This window comes from Flavitalea antarctica, from assembly GCF_054461535.1.
In genome coordinates, this window is record NZ_JBTLQG010000023.1 from 73,927 (window position 1) to 99,757 (window position 25,831).

Here is a 25,831-nt window from a genome sequence, read left to right on the forward strand (position 1 = left end):
GCCGGATTAACTAACCATTTATCATTCTATTACAAACCAGGCATATGATTCAGCATCTATTGTGAAAGTAAGCTCAGCCTGGTAATCTCTGTCCAGCTTTTTTGTCTGCTTTATAGATGCTGTATCAACAATCTTTACCTCGTTTGTCAAGCCTGTGTAATACAGTGGCAGTTTGATCGTCCTGGTGATTTTTTCTTTCATTGGATTATATAACATTACCAACCCTTTTGTTTTGAGTTGCGGATTTACGTGAAGTATACCATCCCAATCCCTTCCATCTGCGCGACGCAGGTGGATAATATCAGAATTGAGAATATCCCGGTATTTTTTATACCAGTTAATGACCCTTATCACCGTTTGTTTTGTTGATTCTGTGTCGTACAATCTGGGACCCCGGTAACAAGCCTGTACACCTGAGCCGTAGTATTGCATCATCAGTTGCTCATAGTCTTTTATATGCTCGCTCAATGGCTCAAGGACAGCTTCCGGTCCACCACCCTGGTAACGTGTGAGTGGCACAAAACCCCAACCCATTGAGGGTGTTTTTTCCCAGGTACCGTCAAATATGTTTTGCCTGTTTAAGATCTTTTGATTTTCTCTTGGCAATGAAAAGTTTACCTCACGGTAGCCAATAGCGATTTTATTGGTGCCATCTAAAAAATACCAGTCCGGTGCATTTACATAAATACTTTTGTCATTCAGCCAATGATATAATTCTTTTTGTATCTCCATCTGGCGCCATTGCGAATCTTCCAGGCCGTTATGACCGGGATGTGTGAGTGAAGCACATACATCTCCCGGATAGGGACCGTCATTTTAACTGCTGGCCGTTTATCATGTTTTTATATTCCATGCAAGCCAGATTGGGTGCAAGACGAAAACTTCTTTTTACCAGGCCATTATACAAAATGATATCTTTTCCATCTGGGCTTTTGTAAATATTTGCTTTTATAGACACTGGCTTTACCAGCCAATCGGTTAGCATCAATTTCTCTGTGGCTGCATGGTGTACCGGCAGGGCACTGGTCTGCGATGTCGCTGTAGTTATGATAATACAACTAAATAAGAACAGGCTGACTCGTTTCATCCGCGGAAGAATTTAGATGTTTGTCCTGCTAACCTGGTGAGGCAGGCCATAGCAAATTTGTATACCGCGGTAAATTACCGATAAAAAACGCTTTTACCGGATAGGCTTTATGATCGTTTTGATCGTTTCTATTTTCCGGGATCACCAATAGCGTATCGAAGTGATACAAGGCCGGTTTCATAGGTCTTGCTATGGATCAGGGTAAGATTTGTCCGGTTTTCCTGTTGCCGGAAAAGCGGTTTGCCGGTACCCAGCAGGATGGGATGCACTGACAACCATAACTCGTCAACAAGGCCCTCTTTCATCAGGGAATCGGTAAGCGATGCGCCACCGAACAGCCAGATGTCCTTGCCGGCAAGTTGTTTGACTTTGCGTGCCTGTTCAAGGCTATCTCCGGAAACCAGGATGGCGCCCTCTTTTACGTTTTTCAACGTGTCAGAAAATACGTATTCCGTCATTCTGGGCATTCCGGGAACCATTTCACCGTTATTGTCATTTGTGTATTGCAATGCCATTTCGTAGCTTTTCCTCCCGATAAAAATGGTATCAACACGGGTGAAAAACTCATTCAGTCCATAATCCTGGTCCGTAAAACACCAATCGTACTCGCCATTAGGTCCTTCAATATAACCATCAAGGGAAACGGCTACTCCTAAAATTACTTTTCGCATATAGCTCCGTTTTTAGCAAACAAAGTTGATCATATTCTTCTGGCCGAAATTGTACGAAACGGACATCAGTATAAAATATGCTTCGACAGCGCGAGCTGTTTGGGAGTATGGCCAGCATAGACTTTATAATCACGGATAAAATGAGCCTGGTCATAATAACCACTTTCATAAGCAATGTCTGTAAGAGAATGAGCAGGGTATCTTTTAAGATGCTGCAGTGATCTTATAAACCTGCTGACACCCAGGTATTCTTTGGGCGACAAACCAATCGATTCCTGAAACCTGCGGGACAGGTGGCGCTGGCTGAGTCCAGTTTTATCTGTGAGCTGCTTTACTGAGGGAATTAGTCCTGAAGCTTTAGCATACTTCAGGCACCAGGCTACCTGGCTGTCATCCCTGCTTTGGGCCAATTGCCGGACCAGGTACTGTTGAATGACAGCCACTCGTGTGTCGTTTGTTGACGCATTGGCCAACTTATCTTCAATCTCTGAAGCCACCCCTTTCCATATATCATCGAGGGCCGTAGTGGTATCAGAAAATAAATGCATCGGCATGTGTAAGAATTTATACGCATACCCGGATGGAAGCAAATCGCAAGGCAACCCGAACCTTTTCTCATTTGTACATCCATGGGGCGGCTCATCCGAAAGGTAACAATACTTCGCTTGTGGAGCTCGTTGCCAATGATGGCTACAGGGGTGCTTGTGTAGCTTATAAATAGTTCTACGCACGCATCGGGTAACACAAGTATGTGACGGGTATCGTTATCTTCATCGCAATCCATGGAACAAATCACCTTTACATAAGGCTGAAGTGGCGGGACAATATCGTATAGTTGCATACGCATGGCGCAAAGTTATGCAATTGCTCAGGTTTAGCTGCGCTTCATCCCCTTAACAAACCTCAACAGGAATCTCAATAAAATCTCTTTTCAGACCATCACCAAACCCCTATCAGGATCATTACCAAACCGTTATTCGCTGGTTTTCGGGTTTATACATTTTGTCGCCCGGTTGTACATTAAATGCATTGTAAAATGGCGTAAAGTTCATGAGCGGTCCATTTACTCTCCACCTTGCAGGAGAATGTGAATTGGTATTGACATACATGCGCATAAATTCGTCTTTCGTCTTCACCCGCCAGATCCTTGCTATCGAGATAAAGAAACGTTGATCAGGTGTAAATCCATCCAGCCGGGTAGTGTCTTTGCCTTGTTCAGTAAGTTTGAAGGCATCGTATGCGATGGCGATACCTGCAATGTCAGCAGTATTTTCCCCAACCGTCAAAGCGCCTTTTATATGCACCGAATCCAAAATGGTATATGCATTGTACTGATCAATCACCTGCTGTGTTTTTGACTTGAATTTTTCATAGTCAGTTTTGGTCCACCAGTCTGTTACGTTGCCCACCTTGTCATATTGTGCTCCCTGGTCATCAAACGAATGCGTTATCTCGTGACCAATTACCATACCGATGCCTCCATAATTAAGGGCGTCATCGGCGTTTACATCAAAATACGGAGGTTGTAGTATTCCGGCGGGAAAAACAATCTCATTTAACGGCGGATTATTGTATGCGGTTACCGTTGGTGGCGTTGTGAGCCATTCTGTTCTGTCTACCGGCTTACCGATTTTCGCAAGATTATAGGCATAATCGTTTCTATTAGCTGACAAACGATTTTCAAAATAAGTATCTCTTTTCACTGTTACGTCCGAGTAATCTCTCCACTTATCAGGATAACCTATTTTCTCTGAAAAAGCATATAATTTCTCTTTTGCTTTTGCCTTGGTGGAATCACTCATCCAATCTAGTCTATCAATGCGGGCTTCAAATGCTTTCTTCAGGTTGCCGACAAGTGTGCCCATCCTTTTCTTCGCCTCATCCGGAAAATATTTTTTTACATACAATTGAGCCAATGCATGTCCGAGCGAGCGGTCAACTGCCTGGGTCATTTCTTCGGCACGCGTTTTCTTAACTGCCTGTCCGGTCAACACTTTTGTATATTGAAATAAAACATCAGCAAATGGCTGACTCAGGTAATTAGCGTAATTACTAAGCGCGGCAGCCTTCACATACAGCTTCCAGTGATCGATGGGAACTGAAGTTAACATGGTATTCAGCTTGTCATAATATCCAGGCTGCGCGAGGTTGACAGAATCAACTTTTGCACCCAGGTCAGTTAATAATGTCGTCCAATCCAGGTTCCGATGTTTTTTAGAAAGATCTGCCACAGCAACTTTGTTATAATTTGCTTTTACATCCCTCAGTTCGATATTTGTTTTGTGAGCTGCAGCTAATTGCTTTTGAATCTCATATACTATTGCCGCATTTTTCTCTGCAACCGCAGCATCAGTTCCGGTCAGTTCAACTAAACTGCTGAGAAATTTTTTGTATGCCTGTTGAATAACAACTGTAGAAGAATCGGCCTTAAAATAATAATCTCTTTCAGGTAAACCAATCCCGGCCTGGGAGAGCTGGACGATATTAACCGTACTCTGTTTATCATCGGGACCGATATAAAAACCTATCATCGAACCATTGCCCTGTTTATGCTCGTCCGCAACCAGTTTCATTAAAGATGGCAGACCCGTAACTGCATCGATTGCTGTGAGCAAAGGCCTGATGGGATCATAGCCTCTCTTATTGATGGCCGACGTATCCATTCCTGAAGCGTAAAAATCACCTACTTTCTGTTCCAGGCTTCCTGCCGCACTGGCACTGCCGGAAAGGCTGTCCAGTATGCCCTGCATCCGGATGCGTTGAGGATAGTTCAGGAAAGAATAGGAACCCACACCAGACTGACCGGCTGGTATCTGCGCGGTATCATACCAGATCCTGTTAACATACATAAAAAAATCGTCACCTGGTTTGATGGAAGAGTCTATCCCGGTAATCACTACACGTTCCGGGACCGTATCGGTATTTTGCTTACAGCCTGCTGCCAATATTAATGTTACTAAGAAGTATAATAGTCTTTGCATGTCTCTGAATTAAAAAAAGCGTCTTAAATGTACACCGACAAAATCATTTCAGGAGTAAAAAATAAATTATTGGATTGAGGTTAAAAAATAATCAACTTCTTACCAAAAAATAATATCTTAGCAACTAAGATAATTACAGAATAAGATATACAATGAATGATGAGATAATTACCCGGATCAGGAAACTGACCCAGAAGTATGCCTATACCTCAATCCAGATGCACGAAGCGATCGGGCGCAAGGCCGGGCTTACAGGTACTGATCACAAATACCTCGGGTTCCTGATAGAAAAAGGACAAATGACAGCTGGCGAGCTTTCAGTATTAACTGGTCTGACCACCGGTGCGGTGACCGGTTTAATCGACCGGTTTGAAAAGAAAAAACTGGTGAGGAGACAATTTGCTGAAGACGACCGGCGTAAGATCATCATAGTACCCAATACTGAAACTATCATGTCGATTTTCGCCCCGCTTTATAAAGAGTTCAGGAAGAAATCAGAAAAACTTACTGCTTCCTATTCCGACAAAGAAATCAGGATCATCGAATCTTATTTTACAAGGGCAATAGACATTATGAATGAGACGACAAACAAGCTGACTAATCCAATTGCAGATCATGACAAAAACAACGCTCGCTAATACAATCAATATCCGGCAGGTTGGGAGGTCTGACACTGACCTGGTCGGGGGCAAAGGTGCGAACCTGGGTGAAATCAGCCGGATCAATGGTATACGCGTTCCCGGGGGGTTTTGTATAACCACGGAAGTATACAAAAATGTCGTTGAGCAAAACGATGCATTTAATGTATTGCTTGACGAACTTTCTGTGCTGAAAGCGGGTGACAAGAAACAAATTGCGGAAATAAGCAAAGAAACGAGAGGATTGATCGAAAAAGTTGTTATCCCGGTCGATATCCGCAATGAGATTGCAGGGCAGGTCGATCAGCTGGGCGAAAAAAATCCGCTGGCCATAAGGTCCTCTGCCACAACTGAGGATCTCCCGTCCGCATCCTTTGCAGGACAGCATGATACTTACCTGAATATTATCGGGCACGAGGCTGTATTAAAGCATACCAGCAGTTGCTGGGCATCATTGTTTACTGAGCGGGCAATCACGTATCGGATTCAAAATGGCTTTGACCATCGTAAGGTCCGCCCCGGAGTAGTTGTCCAACAAATGGTTTTCCCACAGGTTTCAGGCATATTGTTTACCGCTGATCCTGTAACGGGTAACCGGAAAGTGTCGTGTATTGATGCAGGCTTTGGCCTGGGCGAAGCATTGGTTTCGGGTTTGGTCAGTGCCGATAATTATAAAATTCGCGAAGGCAGCATCGTAGAAAAGAAGATAGCAACTAAAAAGCTTGCTGTTTACGCATCGGAAAACGGAGGAACCACAGAGCAGCGGGTTGAACCAGGATCCCGGCAACAACAAGCGCTTAAAGATGAACACATAATTGAGCTTGAAAGAATCGGCCGAAGGATCGAAGCACATTTCGGCGGGCCGCAGGATATTGAATGGTGCCTGGTTGATGGCATTTTTTATATTGTCCAGAGCCGGCCCATCACCACATTGTTTCCTGTCCCTGAATTACCAGGAAACAATTCGAAGTCAACTGAACCAGGGAACAATGAAAATCGCATATACATATCCGTGGGTCATCAGCAGATGATGACGGATGCGATGAAGCCGTTAGGTCTTTCGTTCTGGTTGTTGATGACCCCTCCCAAAACATGTAAGGCCGGTGGAAGGTTATTTGTTGATGCTACCCCTATGCTCGCAGCACCCGGTAGCAGGAATATCATAATCAACACGCTCGGGAAATTTGATCCGCTGGTAAGAGAAGCCCTGACAAACATTATCAACCGGGGAGATTTTTTAAAGTTGTTGCCGGAGAAAGAGAAAGAAAACCGTCAGGACGTTGAAACCGGGGCCACTCCCCTTCCTGACTATCAAGCGCTAAATGAATTTGATCCGACCATTGTTGCTGATTTGATCCGGACCAGCCAGGCATCGTTAAAAGCGCTGAAAAAAGACATTCAGCAGCAATCCGGACCTGCCCTGTTCGATTTTATCCTGGAAGATATTGGTCGGTTGAAGAAAGAGACAACTGATCCAAAGAGTTTCGGCGTGATCATGACCGGCATGAATGCTGCATCCTGGATCAATGAGAAGATGAACGAATGGTTGGGCGATAAAAATGCAGCGGATACCATTGCCCAATCTGTTCTAAATAATATCACTTCCGAAATGGGCCTGGAGTTATTGGATGTAGCGGATGTTATCCGGGCACATCCGGAAGTGATCGCATATCTCCACGAGGCAAAAGATGATAACTTTCTGCGGGAACTGGTTAAGCTTAAAGGCGGACAAGAATCACTTAAAGCAATCAATGATTATCTCAACAAACACGGAATGAGATGCGTGGGTGAGATCGATATTACGAAAAGCCGCTGGAGCGAAAACCCTCTTAAGCTGGTTCCCCTGATCCTGAGTAATATCAGGAACTTTGAAACCGGTGCCGGTAGCAGGAAATTTGAACTTGGACTGCAGGAAGCCGCGAAAAAGGAACAAGAATTATTGGAAAGATTGACGCAATTGCCAGGAGGCCAGGAAAAAGCAAAAGAAACAAAACGCATGATCGACCTGGTCCGCAATTATGCGGGATACCGGGAATATCCTAAATATGCCATCGTAAGCAGGTTTTTTGTTTATAAACAAGCCATATTAAACGAAGCTGACAAACTAGCCAGGGCCGGTGTGCTAAACGCAAAGGAAGATATTTACTACCTGGATATTGAGGAACTCAGGCAGGTGGTAAGCAGCCGGAAGATAGATAATGACGTTATCACTCAACGAAAAGAAGCTTATACATTATATAAAAAACTTAATCCGCCCCGGGTCATAACTTCAGACGGGGAAATACTAACGGGTAGCCATAACAGGGGGAGTCTGCCGCCTGGAACTATAGCCGGCCTGGCTGTCTCCTCTGGCGTAATTGAAGGGAAGGCAAGAGTGATCCTGGACCTCGAACACGCAGATCTGGAAGAGGGTGATATCCTGGTTACAACATTCACTGATCCGAGTTGGACACCATCTTTTGTTTCCATCAAAGGATTGGTAACAGAAGTTGGCGGACTCATGACGCATGGTGCAGTAATAGCAAGAGAATATGGGATACCGGCCGTAGTTGGCGTCGACAATGCAACCAGGGTGATCAGGGACGGTGATAAGATCCGGGTTAATGGAACAGACGGTTATATCGAAATCATAAGGTCCATTAATATGCCGCCAGATCAGGATTAGTTCTGCCAGGACGCAGACTTGTTGAGACTAATTAAATGATCGCCGGAATTCAAGTGGGGATAGCCTGGTTTTTGTTTTGAATAATTTACTAAATGACTGCGAATGTTCAAATCCCAGTTCGTAGGCAACCTCACTTACCGACAATTTGGTAGTAGAAAGCTTCTCCTTTGCTTTTTCGATCAGTTTATCATGGATATGCTGTTGTGCACTCTGACCGGTGAGGGTTCGGAGCATGTCGCTTAAGTAACTGGGTGAGAGATTCAGTTTTTCTGCAAGAAAATGAACAGTCGGTATTCCGTTGTTTAAAGAACTTTCATTGTTGAAATATTCAGTCAAAAGTCCTTCAAGTCTTTCCAGGAGATCGTGACTGATGACCTTTCGGGTAATGAACTGGCGCTTGTAAAAACGATTGGCGTAATTCAGCAATAACTCGACCTGAGATATCATAAGCTGATGAGAGAAATCATCTATCCTTCCGTCCAGCTCCTCCTCCATAAATTTGAAAATAGAAATGATGGTCGCTTTCTCATTTTCCGAAAGGTGGAGTGTTTCGTTTGTAGCGTAGGAAAAAAATCCATACTGACTGATTTTCTTTGCAAGCGGAAATCCTAAGAAAAAATCGGGGTGGATCAACAAGGTATAGGCAGAACAGGCATTCACTTCTGTTTCGCCCCCACCAATAACCTGGCCCGGAGAGGCAAAAAGCAAACCACCTTCATCAAAATCATAATAGCCTTGTCCATATTTCAATCTGCCTCCAAGTTCCGGCTTGTAGGAAATTTTATAAAATCCTAAGACATGTGGTTGATCCGGATATTGAAATGTCGTCCAGGAGGGGGCTCCATTGATCATACTGATCAAGGGATGCCTGGGTTGCGGCAGACCGAAGGCCCGGTGGGCATCGGAAAGTGTTTCAAGCTTTAGTGGGCTTTTCGCGTCTTTGTTCATCAGGTCAATATTTTAAGCATCAAAAATAGTCATAACCGGGCGGCATTGCCACCCGGTTATGATGTGGGTATAATCACATTAAACAATCGCTAGTTTGCATTTATCCCAGCCTAATCAGCATTGTTATGTTCATGCCAGCGTGGTCTGTATTTTAAGGTCATGCCAGTGTCTCATCTAGTGAGTAACCAGTTCTTGAGTGGTTTCACCCTGCGCCGAACTGGAAACATCATCCCATTTTTCCCAAAGAGCCAGGCGTTCTTCATAAGCGGCGCGGACCCACGGAAGATTGTTGCTGCCCAGGTGGAACCGTAAAGGCGGATTCTCAGTGTCGACTACCTGAAACAGCGCTGGTGGAGTCGCATGTGGATCCCCGCGTTCAAAATCTTTTAATGTTTCGAAAAATTTGGTTTTATAATCGGAATAGATCTCCATACCTGCCGCAAATTTCAAAGATTCCTGGCTTCCGAATTCAGTTGCGTAGGCGCCGGGTTCAATAATGGTTACCTTAATTCCGAAGTCTTTTACTTCTAAGGCAAGACTTTCATGGATAGCTTCAAATGCCCATTTCGATGATGCGTAATAACCGATAACCGGCAGTGTTACATGCCCGAGATTGCTTGACGTGCCAAGAATATGCCCTCCTCCCTGTTCCCGCAATAATGGTAATGCAGCTTTAATAACAGCTAAGGTTCCGAAAATGTTTGTTTCATACATTGCCTTGATATCTTCTGCACTGGATTCTTCGATGGTGCCGACTAAAGAATATCCCGCGTTGTTGAGGACGATATCCAGCCTGCCGAAATAAGCATGCGCCTCTTCCACGGCAGCCTTTGCCTGGTCAGGCTTTGTTACATCGAGTTCAAGGGTTAGCACGCTTTCGCCATATTTTTGTTTCAAGTGGACAAGGCTGTTAACATTGCGGGCAGTTGCGGCCACCTTATCGCCACGTTCCAGAGCTGCCTCTGCCCAGATACGTCCAAAACCACGCGAAGCACCGGTAATAAACCAGACTTTACTTTTAAGTTGTGTTTTCATGTTTTGATCTTTAATTTTTATGAATCAAAGATCAAATGGCGCAGTGCTGAGTTTGTAGCCTAATCGGGGACTGTTGTAGCCTAAATGAGGATTAACATTATTTTGAGTCCATTTGCTGAATATCATGGTGAACATAAAAGATATGGCCATTTAAATCCCTGACTGTGAATTGCCGCTGGTTCCAGGGCTTGTCTTCAATATGGTCAGTGATGTCAGCGCCCCTGGACTTAAGCTCAGCATAGGTCAGATCAACATCTTCAGCAAACATCCAATGCACGTTTGGTATGATCATTCCTCCGGTTTTTGAAAAAAATATGGCGATGTCGTCACGTTGCACACTTCCGATCGACTTGTCAGATTCCGTCCATGCGATTTCGAACCCTAAAAATGCTTTATAATAAGCCTGGGCTTTCTCTACATCTTCAACCGGAAGTTGCGGAATGGGTTGTGCCATTTTTGTTTTTTCCATCAGTATAAAGTTGGTATGTGGAAGGCGATACAACACCTGGATTGCCTGGTCAAAGATAATATCTTATGCAAATGGAATTGCTAGCCAGCTGTTGTCGACTTCCCGCCTTTGCGGCACCCCGGCTACCGCGAACAGAATGTTCAGCGCAGGGTATAAAATCAAGGTTGCGGAATAATAGCGGGCGTTTATGCGCCATCCAACTTTATAAACAGAAAATGCTAATGGTTAATAATAATTCACTATCTTTTCACACCTTATAAAATTGGATTTTATATTATAAAATATAACAATGTCGAAGTTCAAACAAAAAGCGCTGTTTATTACGATCCTGACAATGATGCTGACAGGCACTATTACTCAAGCAACACCGTTCAGGGATTTTATTACGAGAAAAGGCGACCGGTTGTACGATGGGCAGAAAATTTTCCGGTTTGTCGGTGTCAATGCGCCGAATATCAACGGCCATTACGACGGATATAAAAACACCAATCCTGAAAGCGGTTATGTCTATGATCCGATAGAACTGAGCTTCGAGATGGAAAGTTATTTCAAAGATATGGCCCAGATGGGTGTCACGGTATTTCGTAACTGGGGCATTACAGTCTCGGACGGTTCCAATGAATATGAATCGCTGGTTACAGGGCCAAATACATATAATGAAACTGCCTTCCGGCGAATCGACAAAATGCTGGAACTCTGTAACAAATATAATATCCGGGTAATCCTTTGTCTCGTAAAAGAGAACCGCTTCTGGGGTGGCACCGATGCCTTCAGTAAGCTGCACGGAGGTGGAAACTACTACACCGATCCGGCACCCAAGCAGGGTTTCAAACAATTGCTGGATACCATGGTGAGACGTATCAATTATTACACAGGTAAAGCCTACAAAGATGATAAATCTATTCTTGCGTGGGAGTTTGGAAACGAGGTGCCAAACAGCCAGGTTGAATGGATCAACGAAATGGCAAACTATCTTAAAAAGATAGACCCCCATCACCTGATCGCTGACCCAAGACGTGCTAACGGTGTTGAACAACTGACGAAGCTTGTTGATGATGTTCTCAACCGATGTAAAAATATTGACTTCGTCAAAACCCGCCAGTATCCGAATTATAAAGGAACGGTAGATGAACTCTGGGCAGTGTGTGCAGGAAGGATTCCAATGATTATTGATGAATTCCAGGAAATGGACCGGTTCACGGGTATTCTTGAGCGTGTGCAACAAACAGGTACATCCGGTGCATTGTTGTGGAGCTTAATGAAATACCAGTACAAAGGCGGAATAGGCGGTCATGCCCTTTTTCATTCTTACAGCTGGGGCGGCAGCAGATGGCCCGGGTTTAATAGCGGGGCCTATTTCAATGAAGAAAAAAACCTGCACCAGATCAGGAACTTCGCTTACAAAATCAGGGACGAAAAAGTGCCGCCATTACCCGCACCGGAAGGCACGCCTTTCTTATTCAACAGTTCTGAAAAAAATGCGGCAGCATTAAAATGGCGAGGCACCCCCGGTGCAAGGTATTACGTGGTTGAACGTGCCAGTTCCAGGAAAGGGCCATGGAAGGATGTTAGTGGAGACATAGACATTAGTTTCGATCTTTACTTCTATCCGATGTTTACAGACTCGAGCGCAACGACAGGCTCCGGTTATTACTACCGGGTGCGTGGAAAAAATGCTTCCGGCATAACCAACCCTTCAAATGTTATAGGGCCTGTAAAAGTGAATAAGCGGATAGTCATGGACAACCTGTTAGATTTTTCAAGGGTGTATCGTAAAAGCTCCAATCTAACAATTGGTGCCGAAACATATCCCCGCTTAAGGCAGACCGAAGAGGATTTTGCGCAGGTAGAGCGCTTGCCGGGAACAGGCTCAGGGGAGTTGATTTACGCTGCTGATGAACTACAATCGATAGCAGTGGTAGTATTCAATGATAAACCGGATTCATTAAAGATCCAATGGTCAGCCGACGGAGCTTCGTGGACCAATTCACCTCCATTGGTTACCTGTAATGTACGGGAAGGATACCTGAGTATGATATCGGGCGAGAAGGACCATACCATTGGAAAGTTCACCTATGAGGTTCCAGCCTTCCCGGCCGGAACCAGGTTTGTAAAACTTACAACCGGTAACGACGGAGCAGCGGATACTTATCCCTGGATCGGGAGAGTTCATATTGGTTTTAAAGGTAAACTTACTCCACCTGGAAAGTAAAACCAAAAGGGTGCATAGCTGACTGAAACTGATCCTTCAAGGCCATACAAGGAATCGAATGAACGCTGGACTCAAAATGGACATTCATTCATCATCAGCCATGTATGGCTTTTTCCTACCTTCGTATTCAATTCTTACATCGTCTGTATTACCCCGCTTGTTAAGATCGCCGTCCGTTATCCTTATTTCTCCTCACATATAAACCTTACGGACATGTTTACAAGATTTTGTCGAACAGCAAGTGCAATAAGATTCTGCCTGGCCTGTTTTCTAGGCTGTTCAGGTCTGTTTGTTTCAGCACAAAACAGATTTGTCTCAGAACCCGGTAACAAGGCCCCGGGCGAATGGAAAACTTTTTTAGTGAAAGACTTAAAAGGATTGAAGATTCCGCCACCACCCACCAAAGAAGAGACTAAAAAAGAGTTGACGGAGCTGAAAGAAAAAATGGCGCAGGGAAACTCCGAAAAGACGCGGTCAATACTGTATTGGGATGCAGGTTCGCCGGCATATCGCTGGAACCAGCTTGGATATGCTTTGATTACTTTTGACAATTTCGACCGGTTTTTGAGAACTCCGAGTGCCTGGATGAACATCGCTATTTACGATGCCACAGTTGCAGCATGGAAGTCAAAGGAACTTTACCAGCGGCAACGACCTGCACAGCAGGATCCTTCTGTGAGGGTAGTGATCAAGGCACCTTCAACATCATCTTATCCATGTGAGCATACGGTCACTGCTGCAGCAGCTGCTACAGTGCTCGCCTACTTTTACCCGGAGAAAGCAGATTCAATCATGAAGCTCGCAAAAGAGGCGGCAGAGTCCAGAATATATGCCGGGGTACAATTTCCCAGCGATGTTGCAGCGGGATGGAAATTGGGTGAAGGCGTGGCCTCACTGGTTCTGGCCGAGGCAAAAAACGATGGTTCCGATAAAAAATGGACAGGTACCATGAGAACTGATCCAAAAAGCTGGAGAGGCGAATATCCTGTTGGAATAATGACTGCTTCATGGAAGCCTATACTTTTAAAATCCGCTGATCAATTCAGACCACCTGCACCTCCTGATTTTGAAGAGGAAATGCAGGACATGAAAAACTTTAAACATGATCTGCGATCTTCCCAGCTTGCTTATTATTGGGCAGCCAGTCCCGGGTTTGATATATGGACCGAACTGGCTAACCAGAAAATATTCGAATATCATCTGGACAATAATACTCCAGCCTGTGCCCGTATATATGCCTTACTGAATGTTGCCATGCATGATGTTTCAATTGCCATTATGGATGCTAAATACGCTTATTGGGGAACGCGTCCGATTCTCTATGATACTACATTTCGTCCGCTGGTTTCCACTCCCCCCTTCCCGGGTTATCCTTCAGGTCATGCCACAGCTTCCAGTACAGCCAGCACCGTGCTACAGTACTTTTTCCCTGGTGATGCGGCACAGTTTAAAAAGACAGCGCAGGAATGTGCAGACTCAAGATTTTATGCCGGCATTCATTTTAAGACGGATAACGAAGTGGGACTAGTGTTGGGAAAAAAAGTGGGTGATTATATCGTAGAGACCTGGGATAAAAGATGAGACTTTCCCAAATGTTTCTTTATGCCCGTGCCTTTCTGAATACAATCTCCATCCCATGCGCGGGTCTGTAATTTCAACTAACGAAGCTCGACGGGAAAATAATTTTGCGAAGCCAATCGGTTTCGCATATATTTGCAGCCAATCGGTTTCGCATTAATATCAGACAGTATGAGAAGAGATATTTTCCAGGCAATAGCCGACCCCACACGACGGGCAATCATCAGCCTGATTGCTTTACAGGCGATGACACCAAACGCGATCGCCAACAACTTCCAGATAACCCGTCAATCAGTTTCAAAGCACCTTCGCATACTGACAGAGTGTGAGCTGGTGAAACCCAGGCAAGAGGGAAGAGAAATTTATTACTCACTCGAAATTGCAAAGATGAAAGAGATTGACAAATGGTTGAACCAGTTTAGAAAAATCTGGGAGACTCAGTTCAATCAGCTCGATAAAGTATTATCAACAATGAAAAAACAAAAAAAATGAATCACACACTACTATTTGATTTTGCCGTTGACAAAGCAACGCACACTATCTACCTCACCCGGGAATTTGCGGCTGAGCTTGATCTCGTCTGGGACGCTTATACGAAAGCGGAATTACTTGATCAGTGGTTTGCCCCCGCTCCATTCAGGGCCGAAACCAAAGAAATGGACTTCCGTGAAGGGGGCCGTTGGTTATATGCTATGGTCTCACCTGAGAACGTACGTCATTGGGCATTGGTCGAGTTTATAAAAATTGAGCCTATGAGCAGTTTCACTACCCGGAATTCTTTCTGCGATGAAAATGGAGTCAATAACAATCCTGCCTTTACCTCATCGCAAACGATTACCAACTTCACCGCGGGACCGGAGACCACGACTGTCCAGATCATTAAAAAAATGGCTGACCTGGCCCAACTTGAACAATTCATCGCAATGGGTTTCAAAGAAGGAATGTCAGTAACATTGAAAAACCTGGACGAACTCCTGGCCAGTTTATCACAACCGTCCTGATCGGGCTAATGTTCACTCTAGACATATCTCTTATCTTTGATTTCAGGATGCTTTGCGGGGAGCTGTTTTGGGATGCGACTTAAATATTCAATATATTAGCGTGCGTCACAAAAAATATTTCATCAATCAGTTTCCATATGAATCTTTCTAAACCCTTCTTTTTATTAAAAAGTACACTATTTGCGGTCATCGTTTTCACAGGCTGCCAGGAAGGCCAGGAAACGAAAAGGGACGATTCGCCCTCAGAAAATAAAGATAGCATCCCCAAAAAAGAATATCTCTCACAGCCTCTCGTGAAGCACATTTATACAGCAGATCCGTCAGCCCATGTGTTTAATGATCGCGTATATATATATCCATCACACGATACTTCCACGGGCACAAAGGAAGACGATATCGGCAGTCATTTCGATATGCGGGATTATCATATCCTTTCCATGGATTCAGTTGGTGCACCGGTCACTGATCATGGCGTGGCTTTGCATATAAAAGATGTACCCTGGGCAGGGCGGCAGCTATGGGCGCCTGATGCAGCATTTGCCAACAACACTTATTACCTCTACTTTCCTGCAAAAAACAAAAAGGATGTATTCCAGATCGGCGTTGCAACCAGCAAGAAACCCGAAGGACCGTTCGTTGCAGAAAAAGATCCGATCACGGGCAGTTACAGTATAGATCCGGCGGTTTTTAAAGATGAAGATGGATCATTTTACATGTATTTTGGTGGCATCTGGGGCGGGCAACTTCAGCGATGGAACAACAATAAGTATGACTCTGCGAGTGGCAACCGTAACGCGGATGAAATGGCCGTTCTTCCACGTGTAGCAAAACTTGGAGCAGACATGAAATCATTCTCCGGCCAGGTGAAAGAAGTTCAGATACTCGATGCAAACGGCAAGCCATTCACAGAAAAAGCGAACGATAAACGCTTCTTTGAAGGCTCGTGGGTATTTAAGAAAGACGGCAAATATTATTTTACCTACTCCACCGGTGACACGCACAACCTGGTTTACGCAACCGGCACTTCGCCGTATGGCCCGTTTACCTACCAGGGAATTATTCTAAACCCGGTTGAGGGCTGGACATCCCATCATTCAATCATCCCGGCCCGTGGCAGATGGTGGCTGTTTTATCACGACACACAATTAAGTGGAAAGACCCATCTCAGAAATGTTAAAGTGACGGAATTGAAATTCAATCCTGATGGCAGTATTCAAACGGTGACGCCGCACAAAGGGTAAGATGAGTGTGCAGGAATGGGAACCAAAACCCGGAAGAAATTTTTTTTATTTCTCATAACGTATTTCAGAATCATCCTTGTACTGATCCGGTCTACTTTATGTATGTTGTTAGTTTACCCGGCTCCAGCTTTTTCAATTCAGCCATTACTATTTCCGCATTTAGCTTTGCGCCGTCAATGTTTGTGTGTGTATGATCAACGGGAAAGAAGAGTTTAACAGCATCAGCTCCCATGGCTTCATACTTTTGGGCAATAATGTTGTTGAGGTCGATAAAATATGCACCCGCTCCCCTGGCCGTTTCCGCTGCCCAGGTACCATAGCTCCCTTCTGTTCGATTCACTTTTCCGTCTTTCCAATTGTCTCGCGGTACAGGGGAGCAGACAATCGGGATGGCGCCTTTTGCTTTTGTATCGTTTATATACTTTCGCATGTAATGGCCATATGTAAATACCACTTCCTGCTTTTTAGTTATCGGGTTGTAAATCTCTTTTGACTCATCACCAGTTCCTTTTATAGTGCCGCGTGCGCGGGCCGTATCGTCGAGGGCGCCACCATCGTTATGACCAAATTGCATAATGACGTAATCTCCTTTCTTAAGTTTCGACATTATCTTTTCCCATCTTCCCTCGGTGATAAAAGTGCGACTGCTCCTCCCACCAATCGCATGGTTCCGGACCGATATTTTTGAAGTATCAAAATAGTCAGCCATAAAACTTCCCCAGCCCCATTGTTGATTCGAACCCTTTCCATCTCCATTACGAACAGTTGAATCACCAATAATATAAAACACCGGTTTATCTTTTTCTGTCTGCAACCTGGAAGCCGTACACGATGCGAATACAAGCAGTAATGCATACTTCAAAACGCGCCTGTTATTCTTCTTCAAAATCTCACCGTTATTATTCTTCAACATCTCACCGTTATTCTTCATCATAATATCCACCATTTAAGCAATCAATTTGTTGGTTCACGACTTAACAACTGTTATACCTTTTCCCTTTTTATCTTTTTTCATTTAGAACTTACCGTTAATTCCCGATTATTGTTTTCCGTCGGTCTTGGCACCTGCCAGTGCTATTTTGGGTACCGGAGCTGGTTTCATATCATCTCCAATGTAAAAACCCGTATGAGGGGGTTGATTATAACCGACGTTCTGCCAGGCAATGCTTAATCGGTATTGTGGATCATGCATCAATGTATACATACGATGAGTTGTCGGAACATCAGTGGTAAAGATTCTTAACTCATTGTTGTCCGTTGTTCTGAAAATGACTTCTTCGCGCCAGTCACCAAAAAGATCTGCACTCAAAGCCGGGGTCGCCTTGGTACCATTGTTAGCCGCACAACCTTCGGCCGTAAATAATCTACCACCTTTGTATTTATCTATATGGTTTCCATCAAGCAATTCCCGCGTAAGGTCAGCATCCCACCAGATTAAAAAATTTGTTGAGGAAGGACTTTCGCCGATTTGTTCACCCTTTACATTATATAGTCCCCTGGAGCCAGACCACCACATCTCTGCACCCGGATTACGGGCATCAATATTCCCTGCCACACCCCTTCCTGCATCCTGTTCGGGCGAGCCGCTGAAAAATATCTTCCCGGTTCTCGCATCATATAGGGCAGCACCAGGACCTTTTGTGTGTTCCTCTATTTCATGTACACCAAACACTTCGAGCCCGGGCCTTGAGAGATCAAGATCTGTTACATGTAAAGCATCACCATGTCTTAAACCGGTTGTAAACAATCCTTTTCCATCATCATCAACGACCATTGATCCATATACAATTTCATCTTTCCCATCTTCGTCAACATCGGCTACCGTAAGATTATGATTACCCTGACCAGAATAGGTATTCTTACCATCTTTAGTATCAAAAACAAAACGTGATGTAAGTTTTCCATTTCTCCAGTCCCATGCGGCTAAAACGGTTCGTCCATAATACCCACGACACATCACAACACTTGGTAACTTTCCATCGAGATAAGCAACACAGGCTAAAAAGCGATCAACGCGATTACCGTTATTATCCGTGCCTCCATTGCCACCCGGACCACCCCAACCATCTGTTGGATACCTTGAAGGCAGATATTCCGTCGTTGCCAAAGCCTCACCGGTTTCACCATTGAATATGGTAAAGTATTCAGGGCCATCCAATATCTTTCCATCTTTATTCCGGTAGTCTTTTGACGGGTCCCCGATTACTTTACCTGTACCGTCAATCGTTCCATCGGCTGTTTTCATGGCCAGTTCTGCCTTGCCATCTCCATCAAGATCATAAACCATGAACTGTGTATAATGTGCGCCTTCGCGAATGTTTTTGCCCAGGTTTATTGACCAAAGCATGGTTCCATCAAGTTTATAAGCCTGGAAAACGGGAGGATCTGTAAAACCGGCCGAGCCATTATCTTTTGATATACCGGTCTGGTGCAACACAATTTCATATTGACCATCACCGTCAAGGTCACCTGCAGATGCGTCGTTTGGTGTATATCCCAACGGTGTTTGCAGCGGGATAGACAGGTAGGGCCTGGTTCCGGGCTTTAGCAAAAATGATCTGCTTGCCTGGCTTTCTTTGCCGTTTAAGACCGCCTTCACAAAATAGGAGCGTTCTTTTGTGGTATCTGCAACAGTATGGATAAAATTAGTGCCTTTTGAAAGTGGTTGTTTATTAATTCGTTTAGTCTTATTGTCTGATGTTGTACAATAAAGATTGAAGGAAATTGATGCAGGTTCTGTAGCAAGTAACCTCCAGCTGACAAATACTTTGCCCTCAGCATTGCGGGTGGCAACCACTCCACGATCAAGGTTTTCCATCACCCGTTGTGCATTTGTAACATGCATCAGCAGGGTGAAAGAAAATACAAAAAAGAATCGGGTGGTTAATCTGAACTGCATCTGAATAATATATTTAAATCTGTCCGCCGTTGCTTTACATTTCCGGATTTCTGTTTACCCGTATCATTGTTCAGGCAAATTCACAGCTTCAGAATTACTAACCTTTATAGTAGTCTTATCAATTGCCTTAATGGAAACATTATCCATGCGCCACTGTTTTCCATAAGTTATCTCTCCTGCATTAAGTGCATTCACAATCACATTTGTAAAATTGAAATTATCTAAAGTTGACTGCTCTAACCCCGATGCATTTATTGCCTTTTTTGCGGCTTTCACCTTCACATTATTCACAAAAATGTCTTTGAATTTTGGTATACCCTTTTCAGCAGGTTCAACCTTTTGAAGCATCGTTTTCCAGTGTGCCGGAAGGCTGTCGTAATTATATCCGGCAGGCAATGAAGAATAACTATAGGCGGGATTCCAGTTCATGGTGTACATAAAAGCATTGCCAACGCTGTCCATTACCACATTTTGAAAATGAATGTCTTCAACCGTGCCACCACGGGTTGTGGCCGACTTTATATGAAACCCATTCCCCGTCCCCATTGCTGTAAGATCAGTAGCAAGAACATGCCTGATTCCGCCGGAGGTTTCACTACCGAGCGTAAGTAACCCCCCACCCCTGCGGGCTATACAATTCCGGATAACTACATACTCTGTGGGACGATTGACACGCAAGCCATCCCAGTCGCGCCCGGATTTCAGGCAGAAATCATCATCGTTACAATCAATATCGCAGTTTTCTATCAACACCCACGAAGAAGAGTCCACATCAATTCCGTCAGTGCTTGGTCCATGCCCGTCTTCATTGTTCCTTACGATCACTCCATCAACAGTAATGTACTTCGAATACAACAGCTGAACAGTCCAGAACCCGGCGTTGGAAAAAGTGATACCTTTTAAAGTAATGTCTTCCGAGGATTGAACAAGAAATGTACGAACGCGTTTAGCATCGTAATCGACTATCCATCGTAATCCTTTTGATTCGTAGTCCTTTCGCATCGCCCAATATTTATCCCAGCAGAATTTACCCTGTGCATCGACTTTTCCGCTCCCTGTAACGGATACATTTTTCTGTCCCAGGATATTGATCAGGGCAGCGGGCCATTTCATTTCAATACCTGCGATCCGGGTATCTATCTCGGGATAATCATCAAAACTTTGACTTCCTTTGATCAACACACCGCTATCAATTTTAAGATGCACGTTGCTTTTCAGAAAGATTGAGCCCATCAGGTAAACACCGGGTTTAAAAGAGACGATACCTCCCCCCTTTTGTGCGCAGGCATCAATTGCATTTTGTATAGCCTTTGTCGCGGACGTTTTACCTCCTGTAACTGCACCGTAATTGTTGACCAGGTAAACAGTTTTTGTACCAGGTACTTTTCTTGCTCCTACATTTTTTACCCATGACAAGGTGGAGGAAGATTGAGAAAAAGTTGCAAGATTAAACACCAGGAGAAGCAGGCATGAGCAGACAAGTAATTTCCTGGCAAAGCCGCTGATTGGATACTGCGAAAGATCATGATCTTCAGTAATACAAGCATGCAACAAACCATTCACGGGATAAATCATCATCAGCAAGCAAGGTTTAATAGTGAAGATATGGTTTGGAAACCAGCGGAGCATCCTGTAGCATCCTGTTTGTGCGAGCTACTTGAAGTTAACTGGTACCAGGGATACGGTTCCTGACAATCCAGAACGAAAAACCGGCCATCTTGAAGCATCGAAGTTTTTATAATCGATGTTTACAAAATTTATTTCGTGATACTTTCTCCATTCCAGCCCGGATCTGTCCATATAACGTATTCGGTTCGCCATCAGGTTAGCCACTTCGATGCTGATCGTATTATTTCCGGCTTTAAGATATTTACCTACTCTTGCCTCGAAGGGTATACTCCAAAGTATACCAACTTCCTGGCCGTTGATAGTGACCTTGGCCGATTCATTTACTTTATCCAATTGCAAAATATAGTCGGATGCCTGTTTGTCCGCCAGCGTAAATGTTGTTGTGTATACGCCTGTCCCGGAAAAGTTTTGTGTTATGCTATCGTCAGCAAAATCAGTCCAGCTCTGCACATCATTCAAAGTCCGGGCAGCAGGTAGTGCAGGACCTCCATCTTTGAAATTTAGGGTCCAGTTACCTTTTATCTCAATCGGTTTTTCTGATGATTCGATGTATTGCCATTTTGCAAGGCCAGAACTTTTACGGGTTATCGCTTTTAAAATCACGGCTTCTCCCGGCTTTAATTGCAATCTCACCTCAGTGGCATTTCCTGTTTTTTTGATCTCCCCTGCACCTACCGCTCCTGACTGAGGATCCATTATCAACACCTCGCTTGCTGCAACCTGGATGGCAAAACCTGCGTTAACAGCCTTCGCAGAATGATTAACTATATAATAATATTTGCCTTCAGGAATCGCACGACGAATAAATTTCAAACCGGCATCAACCAAAGTTTCCCTGTTAATTTTCACATATTGCAATGCAGCCGTTACGTCGTTTGCAACAATAATCTTCCCTTTGCCAATTGCTGCCTCTTTTATACCGCCTGTCTTGCTTTGCAGATCGATGCTGGCCAATAACGCTTTAAATTCTTTTTTCCTTTCTTCTATATTGTTCATGCCAGGAACATCTGAAGGCAGACCCTGCATGATCACAACGGCACCGGCCTTTGCCAACCTCAAAATATTTTGAAGCGTTGAAACGGGCATCATGCTACATTGAGGCACCAGCAGCACTTTATAAGCAGCACCTTTTTTTGCGACTTTCAGAAAGCCATTGTCTGCCATCGCCGCACCCAACATTTTATCAGAAACAAAATCTATGGAATATCCTCTTGCCTGCAGCTGTGTCAGGTTTTTATAAAACGGTGTAGGATGTAGCCACACATCGATGTCATGCACTTTGAGCGGCATGTCCATCCCTTTCGGCTTGTTCCAGGCATCGTAAACCGGCCAGTAAGCCATTATCTCATTATCCGGTGCGCCACTCTGTAAAACACCCTGGCAGCGGGCTATGTAGTCGTTCAAACCTTTTAAGTGGGGCCACATACTATTAGCCGGTACAAAATTCACTGACGCATAAAACAACCAGCCAGGCCATTTCACATTTTCAGGAGAATAAGTAGTGCCGTGATAAAAAATATGATTTACTCCTGCAAGAAAAGCTTGCTCTACCTCAGGCTTGCATTGTGACCACGATGTTTTGAAGTGTTCGGTTAACCAGGTAAACGTTTCTGAAGAAGTAAGCTTATTTCCCATGGTGTGTGCCGCAGAGGAGGCGAACTTCATCATATTGGGATCAGGGTCTACATTACGAACATCTGCACTGTCTCTTCTCAGACCCGGGATGGGAAAATAGCTGGAGCCGAAAGTTTCGGTCTCCGGAATGTCGAAAGCCGCATACAGATCAAGCAGGTTGCCCGGCGACCCGTGTGCCTGGTTTAAAGACAAAGTTTTTTTTCTATGCGCATACCGGGTAAACGTTTCTGAAAAGTTTTCCAGCATAAGGTCTCCCATCGTTTCGCGGTAATCGCTTTTAATTCTTGCGATCTTGTCAGTTGCCTCACTCGATGACAATTCTCTCAGGTACATCCTCAGATCATACCCTCTTCTCTTTATAAATTCTTCAAAAAAATCCGGTGTCCAATCGGCACCATATACTTCATAGCTATCGTTATAAAACGCTTTGACGCCATGAGCATTATCGCCAAATGCAGAATCCCATTTCTTAAAATAATTGGTTAAGGAACTTTTGGAGAAATGATCCAGTGTATACCCTTCGCCGCCGGGTGCGGCACGTTTTACAGCCTGCCTTGTTTTGGAAATAAAAGCTGCATAAAGAGTCCAGTCACCTGCAGCCGGTTTCCATGGTAGTGTTCCGTTATGTTGAAGCTTATCCGTGACATCTGTTATTGAGCCATCCCGGGCATATGCAACCAGGGTCGATAATTTTGCAAATTCTCTTTGTTTCAGATCTTTGATAACAAGCGAATCTGTTAATGACTCGCCTGCTTTCATATTATATTGCTGAATAACCAGCCTGGTAGCTGCATCGTATTTTGAAACCTGTGGTCCGCCGATTGGCCAACCCGTGCCAACAGACATATATACTCCCATGTTCAATCCTGATGATTGCTTCAATGTGTGGTCTAGCATTTTCATCCATTGAGGCGACAAGTATGGGATGTATTCCTTTTCATACCCTATTGCGCCATAAATGGGCACAATTTCAACCCCGCCAAAACCGGCCTTGTTATAGGCCGATAACTGGGAACTTATATTTTTTTCGTCAACTGCACTGCCCATCCACCACCAGCGGGTCCACGGTTTCGCTTCCTGGCGTACAACGGGCCACCCCGTTTGTCCATTAGCGGCAGTTGTCAGCCATACCGAAGCCATTATCAGCAACAAACGGCCCCAAACTTTGCCTGTCTTATTCATGTTATACTTACTCAATACGACTGTTTTTGTTTATGAAATTAATCACCCCGACAGAGTTCCGGATCACCAGCTTTCGTTTTCCACATGCTTGCTTATCTTATCCGCTACGCCCCTGCTATCCTTAAGCAATATATTGTGCACATTTGTTAACTTAAACAACGGCACACCGGGAACCGGTTTTGATTTTACGTTTCTTAATTCAATGCCCCGGACATCATCGATAATAAAAGGCGGACGTGTTTCCTTACCGAGATAAGTTATTTCCACATTATTCATCGCTATATTTTTCACATGGCGGATAAAAAAACCATAGGAAGGCATCACCCCCATCTTTTGCGGTTCAGGGTATGTTTTCTCATGTTCAGGTACCACGCCCTGGATCACCGCAAGCGGCGAATCAATCTGACGGTAATAGATCCTGATGTTATTTAACTGCACATCTTCAATTTCGTTATTGGCAAGCCCCGAAATTATTGTTGAAAAATGAGCATCTGCATTGTATGCAATCACATCACTGATCATTACTCTTCTGAGCTCACCGATGGCGACGCCCTGGGGCCCACGCATTCTGCCACCGAGGCGCAGGAAGAAAGGCGAGTTCGTGAGATCCCGCATAACAATATTCGTGATGGTCACATCTTCCAGTAAGCCGCCATCGACAGTCTCAAGAGCCAGGCCGCGACAATATTCAAAGACGCAGTTTGAGATGGTAATACCTTTGAAACCCCCGTTTGATTCAGTACCAAATTTTATGCGGCCGGTTGGTCCTTCCTGGTCGGGCACCTGGTTCCATTGTTTTCGCTGGTAGGTGCCGTCATAGAAGGTACCGAGATCGTATCCGGACACCTGGCAGTTTGTGATAGTGACATTTTCGGTTGCCCTTGCATAACCCAGGGCAAAAGAACTTTTCAAACATATCGCGTCGTCATAAGGAGAGTTGATTGTACAATTTGAAACACGCACATTATTGCAACAATCTATGTCAATCCCATCGCGATTGGTATCCATCTTAAGATTGTCAATGGTAAGGTTAGATACACCTGTTGCCAGAATACCAAAATGACCACCATTGAGAATAGTAAAATCTTTCATGATCACATTACGACACAACTTTAATGCAATGGCTTTATTGGCAGAACCTTCCACCATCAGGTGCCCCGGGTCCACACCTATTCTTTCCCAATGATCTTCCTTATAAAAACCGCGACTGAGGCCTTTGCCATAGATTAGTCCGGGTCCCAGAACCGATATGTTGTCCAGGTTTTCGCCCCAGATCAGGCTATTATGCCAATGGCTGTGGCCAAAGTCCTGGAACTTATTATTCGCACCGGTTTCCACCGAATCATACCTTCCCGCCGCTCCCGGTTCAGCAGCCAGCAAAACTGATCCCTGGTCAAGGTACAAGGAAATGTTGCTTTTAAGACGAATAGAAAAACTTAAGTAAGTTCCTGCAGGGAAATATACGGTACCACCTCCAGCCAACGAAGCCGCGTTTATCGTTTCATTGATGGCTTTTGAATCAACAGATTTACCGTCTCCTCTCGCACCGTAATCCCTGATATTAAACCAGTGTTTTTGTGAAGAAGGCTGTGAGAATCCGGCATGAGCAGATACCAGCCAAAGTATAAAAAAAACAACTGTTCTGAAATTCCGATTTGACATTTTGATGTTCTTTAATTAATTGCCATCTGGCTTTGCAAAAGCTGTACAAGGACTATGGGGCCTATCGAATGTATCGAATGTGCCAGGCTTAGCCGGGTCAAATGTCGGTATCCCCCGCTTGATAAATGCAGCAAGCCACAATTTAATATTGCGTATTCCCTCGATGATGATCCGCGATATTTCGTGAGCTCCAAACGGTGTAAAATGGGTGTTATCATTTAAGGCTTTATCCTGTCCCGGATAAGTGTTGGCCGGGAAGTGAACAAAGGCTTTGATTTGACTCCTCCGGCCCCCAGGC

The 25,831-nt window shown here is 44.4% G+C and carries 20 protein-coding genes and 2 pseudogenes; 7 read left to right on the top strand and 15 right to left on the bottom strand.

Annotated elements, in window-relative coordinates; all coding sequences use genetic code 11:
- Nucleotides 1-21: 21 nt before the first annotated feature.
- From ACX0G7_RS18505 to ACX0G7_RS18530, 6 genes and pseudogenes are all read right to left on the bottom strand, one after another.
- Complete coding sequence (locus ACX0G7_RS18505; RefSeq protein ID WP_458925006.1) at nucleotides 22-732, bottom strand: hypothetical protein; 711 nt, start codon at nucleotides 730-732, stop codon at nucleotides 22-24.
- Between the two features lie 79 nt (nucleotides 733-811).
- Nucleotides 812-1,087 carry a hypothetical protein gene (locus ACX0G7_RS18510; RefSeq protein ID WP_458925007.1) on the bottom strand — a complete coding sequence of 92 codons (276 nt, stop codon included), beginning with the start codon at nucleotides 1,085-1,087 and terminating at the stop codon, nucleotides 812-814.
- Between the two features lie 128 nt (nucleotides 1,088-1,215).
- The gene (locus tag ACX0G7_RS18515) at nucleotides 1,216-1,758 is read right to left on the bottom strand and encodes a dihydrofolate reductase family protein (RefSeq protein ID WP_458925008.1); all 543 of its coding nucleotides are present in this window, start codon (nucleotides 1,756-1,758) and stop codon (nucleotides 1,216-1,218) included.
- 65 nt (nucleotides 1,759-1,823) lie between these two features.
- Nucleotides 1,824-2,312 (bottom strand): helix-turn-helix domain-containing protein, encoded by a 489-nt coding sequence (locus ACX0G7_RS18520; protein ID WP_458925009.1) that lies wholly within the window; start codon nucleotides 2,310-2,312, stop codon nucleotides 1,824-1,826.
- Between the two features lie 80 nt (nucleotides 2,313-2,392).
- A pseudogene (locus tag ACX0G7_RS18525) lies at nucleotides 2,393-2,605 on the bottom strand (AraC family transcriptional regulator); the annotation flags it as partial.
- Between the two features lie 115 nt (nucleotides 2,606-2,720).
- On the bottom strand, nucleotides 2,721-4,739 hold the full coding sequence (locus ACX0G7_RS18530; RefSeq protein WP_458925010.1) for a M13 family metallopeptidase: 2,019 nt from the start codon (nucleotides 4,737-4,739) through the stop codon (nucleotides 2,721-2,723).
- Between the two features lie 152 nt (nucleotides 4,740-4,891).
- Between ACX0G7_RS18530 and ACX0G7_RS18535 the strand changes: the two genes are divergently transcribed.
- On the top strand, nucleotides 4,892-5,377 hold the full coding sequence (locus ACX0G7_RS18535; RefSeq protein ID WP_458925011.1) for a MarR family winged helix-turn-helix transcriptional regulator: 486 nt from the start codon (nucleotides 4,892-4,894) through the stop codon (nucleotides 5,375-5,377).
- Nucleotides 5,355-8,042: a phosphoenolpyruvate synthase gene (ppsA, locus tag ACX0G7_RS18540; protein WP_458925012.1), complete on the top strand. Its 2,688-nt coding sequence runs from the start codon at nucleotides 5,355-5,357 to the stop codon at nucleotides 8,040-8,042. Before ACX0G7_RS18535 ends, ppsA begins: the two co-directional genes overlap by 23 nt.
- 27 nt (nucleotides 8,043-8,069) lie before the next feature.
- On the opposite strand, the gene ACX0G7_RS18545 is transcribed toward ppsA, so the two are convergent.
- From ACX0G7_RS18545 to ACX0G7_RS18555, 3 genes are all read right to left on the bottom strand, one after another.
- Nucleotides 8,070-8,990 carry a helix-turn-helix domain-containing protein gene (locus ACX0G7_RS18545; protein WP_458925013.1) on the bottom strand — a complete coding sequence of 307 codons (921 nt, stop codon included), beginning with the start codon at nucleotides 8,988-8,990 and terminating at the stop codon, nucleotides 8,070-8,072.
- A 174-nt stretch (nucleotides 8,991-9,164) separates the two neighbouring features.
- Nucleotides 9,165-10,025: an SDR family NAD(P)-dependent oxidoreductase gene (locus ACX0G7_RS18550; RefSeq protein WP_458925014.1), complete on the bottom strand. Its 861-nt coding sequence runs from the start codon at nucleotides 10,023-10,025 to the stop codon at nucleotides 9,165-9,167.
- A 97-nt stretch (nucleotides 10,026-10,122) separates the two neighbouring features.
- Nucleotides 10,123-10,494, bottom strand: a complete 372-nt coding sequence (locus ACX0G7_RS18555; protein ID WP_458925015.1) for a VOC family protein — start codon at nucleotides 10,492-10,494, stop codon at nucleotides 10,123-10,125.
- A gap of 289 nt (nucleotides 10,495-10,783) precedes the next feature.
- On the opposite strand from ACX0G7_RS18555, the gene ACX0G7_RS18560 reads away from it, so the two are divergent.
- The 5 genes from ACX0G7_RS18560 (at nucleotide 10,784) to ACX0G7_RS18580 (ending at nucleotide 16,526) form a co-directional block, all read left to right on the top strand.
- Nucleotides 10,784-12,706, top strand: coding sequence for a cellulase family glycosylhydrolase (locus tag ACX0G7_RS18560; RefSeq protein ID WP_458925016.1), 1,923 nt, complete (start codon nucleotides 10,784-10,786; stop codon nucleotides 12,704-12,706).
- 360 nt (nucleotides 12,707-13,066) lie between these two features.
- Entirely contained in the window at nucleotides 13,067-14,287 is a 1,221-nt protein-coding gene (locus ACX0G7_RS18565; protein WP_458925017.1) for a phosphatase PAP2 family protein, read from the top strand.
- Between the two features lie 168 nt (nucleotides 14,288-14,455).
- A complete protein-coding gene (locus ACX0G7_RS18570; RefSeq protein WP_458925018.1) occupies nucleotides 14,456-14,776 on the top strand; it encodes an ArsR/SmtB family transcription factor in 321 nt (106 codons plus the stop codon).
- Nucleotides 14,773-15,285 carry an SRPBCC family protein gene (locus ACX0G7_RS18575; RefSeq protein WP_458925019.1) on the top strand — a complete coding sequence of 171 codons (513 nt, stop codon included), beginning with the start codon at nucleotides 14,773-14,775 and terminating at the stop codon, nucleotides 15,283-15,285. Before ACX0G7_RS18570 ends, ACX0G7_RS18575 begins: the two co-directional genes overlap by 4 nt.
- Before the next feature lie 137 nt (nucleotides 15,286-15,422).
- The gene (locus ACX0G7_RS18580) at nucleotides 15,423-16,526 is read left to right on the top strand and encodes a glycoside hydrolase family 43 protein (RefSeq protein WP_458925020.1); all 1,104 of its coding nucleotides are present in this window, start codon (nucleotides 15,423-15,425) and stop codon (nucleotides 16,524-16,526) included.
- Nucleotides 16,527-16,617: 91 nt separating this feature from the next.
- Here ACX0G7_RS18580 and ACX0G7_RS18585 read toward each other — a convergent pair whose 3' ends face one another.
- From ACX0G7_RS18585 to ACX0G7_RS18610, 6 genes and pseudogenes are all read right to left on the bottom strand, one after another.
- The gene (locus ACX0G7_RS18585) at nucleotides 16,618-17,460 is read right to left on the bottom strand and encodes a rhamnogalacturonan acetylesterase (protein WP_458925021.1); all 843 of its coding nucleotides are present in this window, start codon (nucleotides 17,458-17,460) and stop codon (nucleotides 16,618-16,620) included.
- A 105-nt stretch (nucleotides 17,461-17,565) separates the two neighbouring features.
- A complete protein-coding gene (locus ACX0G7_RS18590) occupies nucleotides 17,566-19,425 on the bottom strand; it encodes a rhamnogalacturonan lyase (RefSeq protein ID WP_458925022.1) in 1,860 nt (619 codons plus the stop codon).
- Between the two features lie 63 nt (nucleotides 19,426-19,488).
- Nucleotides 19,489-21,003, bottom strand: coding sequence for a glycoside hydrolase family 28 protein (locus ACX0G7_RS18595; protein WP_458925023.1), 1,515 nt, complete (start codon nucleotides 21,001-21,003; stop codon nucleotides 19,489-19,491).
- A gap of 75 nt (nucleotides 21,004-21,078) precedes the next feature.
- Nucleotides 21,079-23,886: a glycosyl hydrolase gene (locus ACX0G7_RS18600; protein ID WP_458925024.1), complete on the bottom strand. Its 2,808-nt coding sequence runs from the start codon at nucleotides 23,884-23,886 to the stop codon at nucleotides 21,079-21,081.
- 48 nt (nucleotides 23,887-23,934) lie between these two features.
- Nucleotides 23,935-25,533 (bottom strand): rhamnogalacturonidase, encoded by a 1,599-nt coding sequence (locus tag ACX0G7_RS18605; RefSeq protein WP_458925025.1) that lies wholly within the window; start codon nucleotides 25,531-25,533, stop codon nucleotides 23,935-23,937.
- Nucleotides 25,534-25,548: 15 nt separating this feature from the next.
- Nucleotides 25,549-25,831: pseudogene (locus ACX0G7_RS18610) on the bottom strand (rhamnogalacturonan acetylesterase); the annotation flags it as partial.

Excerpts from the sequence above, each read along its gene's own strand:
- ACX0G7_RS18585 (WP_458925021.1), bottom strand. The coding sequence starts at position 17,460 with ATGATGAAGAATAACGGTGAGATGTTGAAGAATAATAACGGTGAGATT.
- ppsA (WP_458925012.1), top strand. The coding sequence starts at position 5,355 with ATGACAAAAACAACGCTCGCTAATACAATCAATATCCGGCAGGTTGGG.
- ACX0G7_RS18515 (WP_458925008.1), bottom strand. The coding sequence starts at position 1,758 with ATGCGAAAAGTAATTTTAGGAGTAGCCGTTTCCCTTGATGGTTATATT.
- ACX0G7_RS18505 (WP_458925006.1), bottom strand. The coding sequence starts at position 732 with ATGGAGATACAAAAAGAATTATATCATTGGCTGAATGACAAAAGTATT.
- ACX0G7_RS18545 (WP_458925013.1), bottom strand. The coding sequence starts at position 8,990 with ATGAACAAAGACGCGAAAAGCCCACTAAAGCTTGAAACACTTTCCGAT.
- ACX0G7_RS18560 (WP_458925016.1), top strand. The coding sequence starts at position 10,784 with ATGTCGAAGTTCAAACAAAAAGCGCTGTTTATTACGATCCTGACAATG.
- ACX0G7_RS18575 (WP_458925019.1), top strand. The coding sequence starts at position 14,773 with ATGAATCACACACTACTATTTGATTTTGCCGTTGACAAAGCAACGCAC.
- ACX0G7_RS18595 (WP_458925023.1), bottom strand. The coding sequence starts at position 21,003 with ATGATGATTTATCCCGTGAATGGTTTGTTGCATGCTTGTATTACTGAA.
- ACX0G7_RS18510 (WP_458925007.1), bottom strand. The coding sequence starts at position 1,087 with ATGAAACGAGTCAGCCTGTTCTTATTTAGTTGTATTATCATAACTACA.
- ACX0G7_RS18535 (WP_458925011.1), top strand. The coding sequence starts at position 4,892 with ATGAATGATGAGATAATTACCCGGATCAGGAAACTGACCCAGAAGTAT.
- ACX0G7_RS18530 (WP_458925010.1), bottom strand. The coding sequence starts at position 4,739 with ATGCAAAGACTATTATACTTCTTAGTAACATTAATATTGGCAGCAGGC.
- ACX0G7_RS18550 (WP_458925014.1), bottom strand. The coding sequence starts at position 10,025 with ATGAAAACACAACTTAAAAGTAAAGTCTGGTTTATTACCGGTGCTTCG.
- ACX0G7_RS18520 (WP_458925009.1), bottom strand. The coding sequence starts at position 2,312 with ATGCCGATGCATTTATTTTCTGATACCACTACGGCCCTCGATGATATA.
- ACX0G7_RS18570 (WP_458925018.1), top strand. The coding sequence starts at position 14,456 with ATGAGAAGAGATATTTTCCAGGCAATAGCCGACCCCACACGACGGGCA.
- ACX0G7_RS18605 (WP_458925025.1), bottom strand. The coding sequence starts at position 25,533 with ATGTCAAATCGGAATTTCAGAACAGTTGTTTTTTTTATACTTTGGCTG.
- ACX0G7_RS18555 (WP_458925015.1), bottom strand. The coding sequence starts at position 10,494 with ATGGAAAAAACAAAAATGGCACAACCCATTCCGCAACTTCCGGTTGAA.
- ACX0G7_RS18590 (WP_458925022.1), bottom strand. The coding sequence starts at position 19,425 with ATGCAGTTCAGATTAACCACCCGATTCTTTTTTGTATTTTCTTTCACC.
- ACX0G7_RS18580 (WP_458925020.1), top strand. The coding sequence starts at position 15,423 with ATGAATCTTTCTAAACCCTTCTTTTTATTAAAAAGTACACTATTTGCG.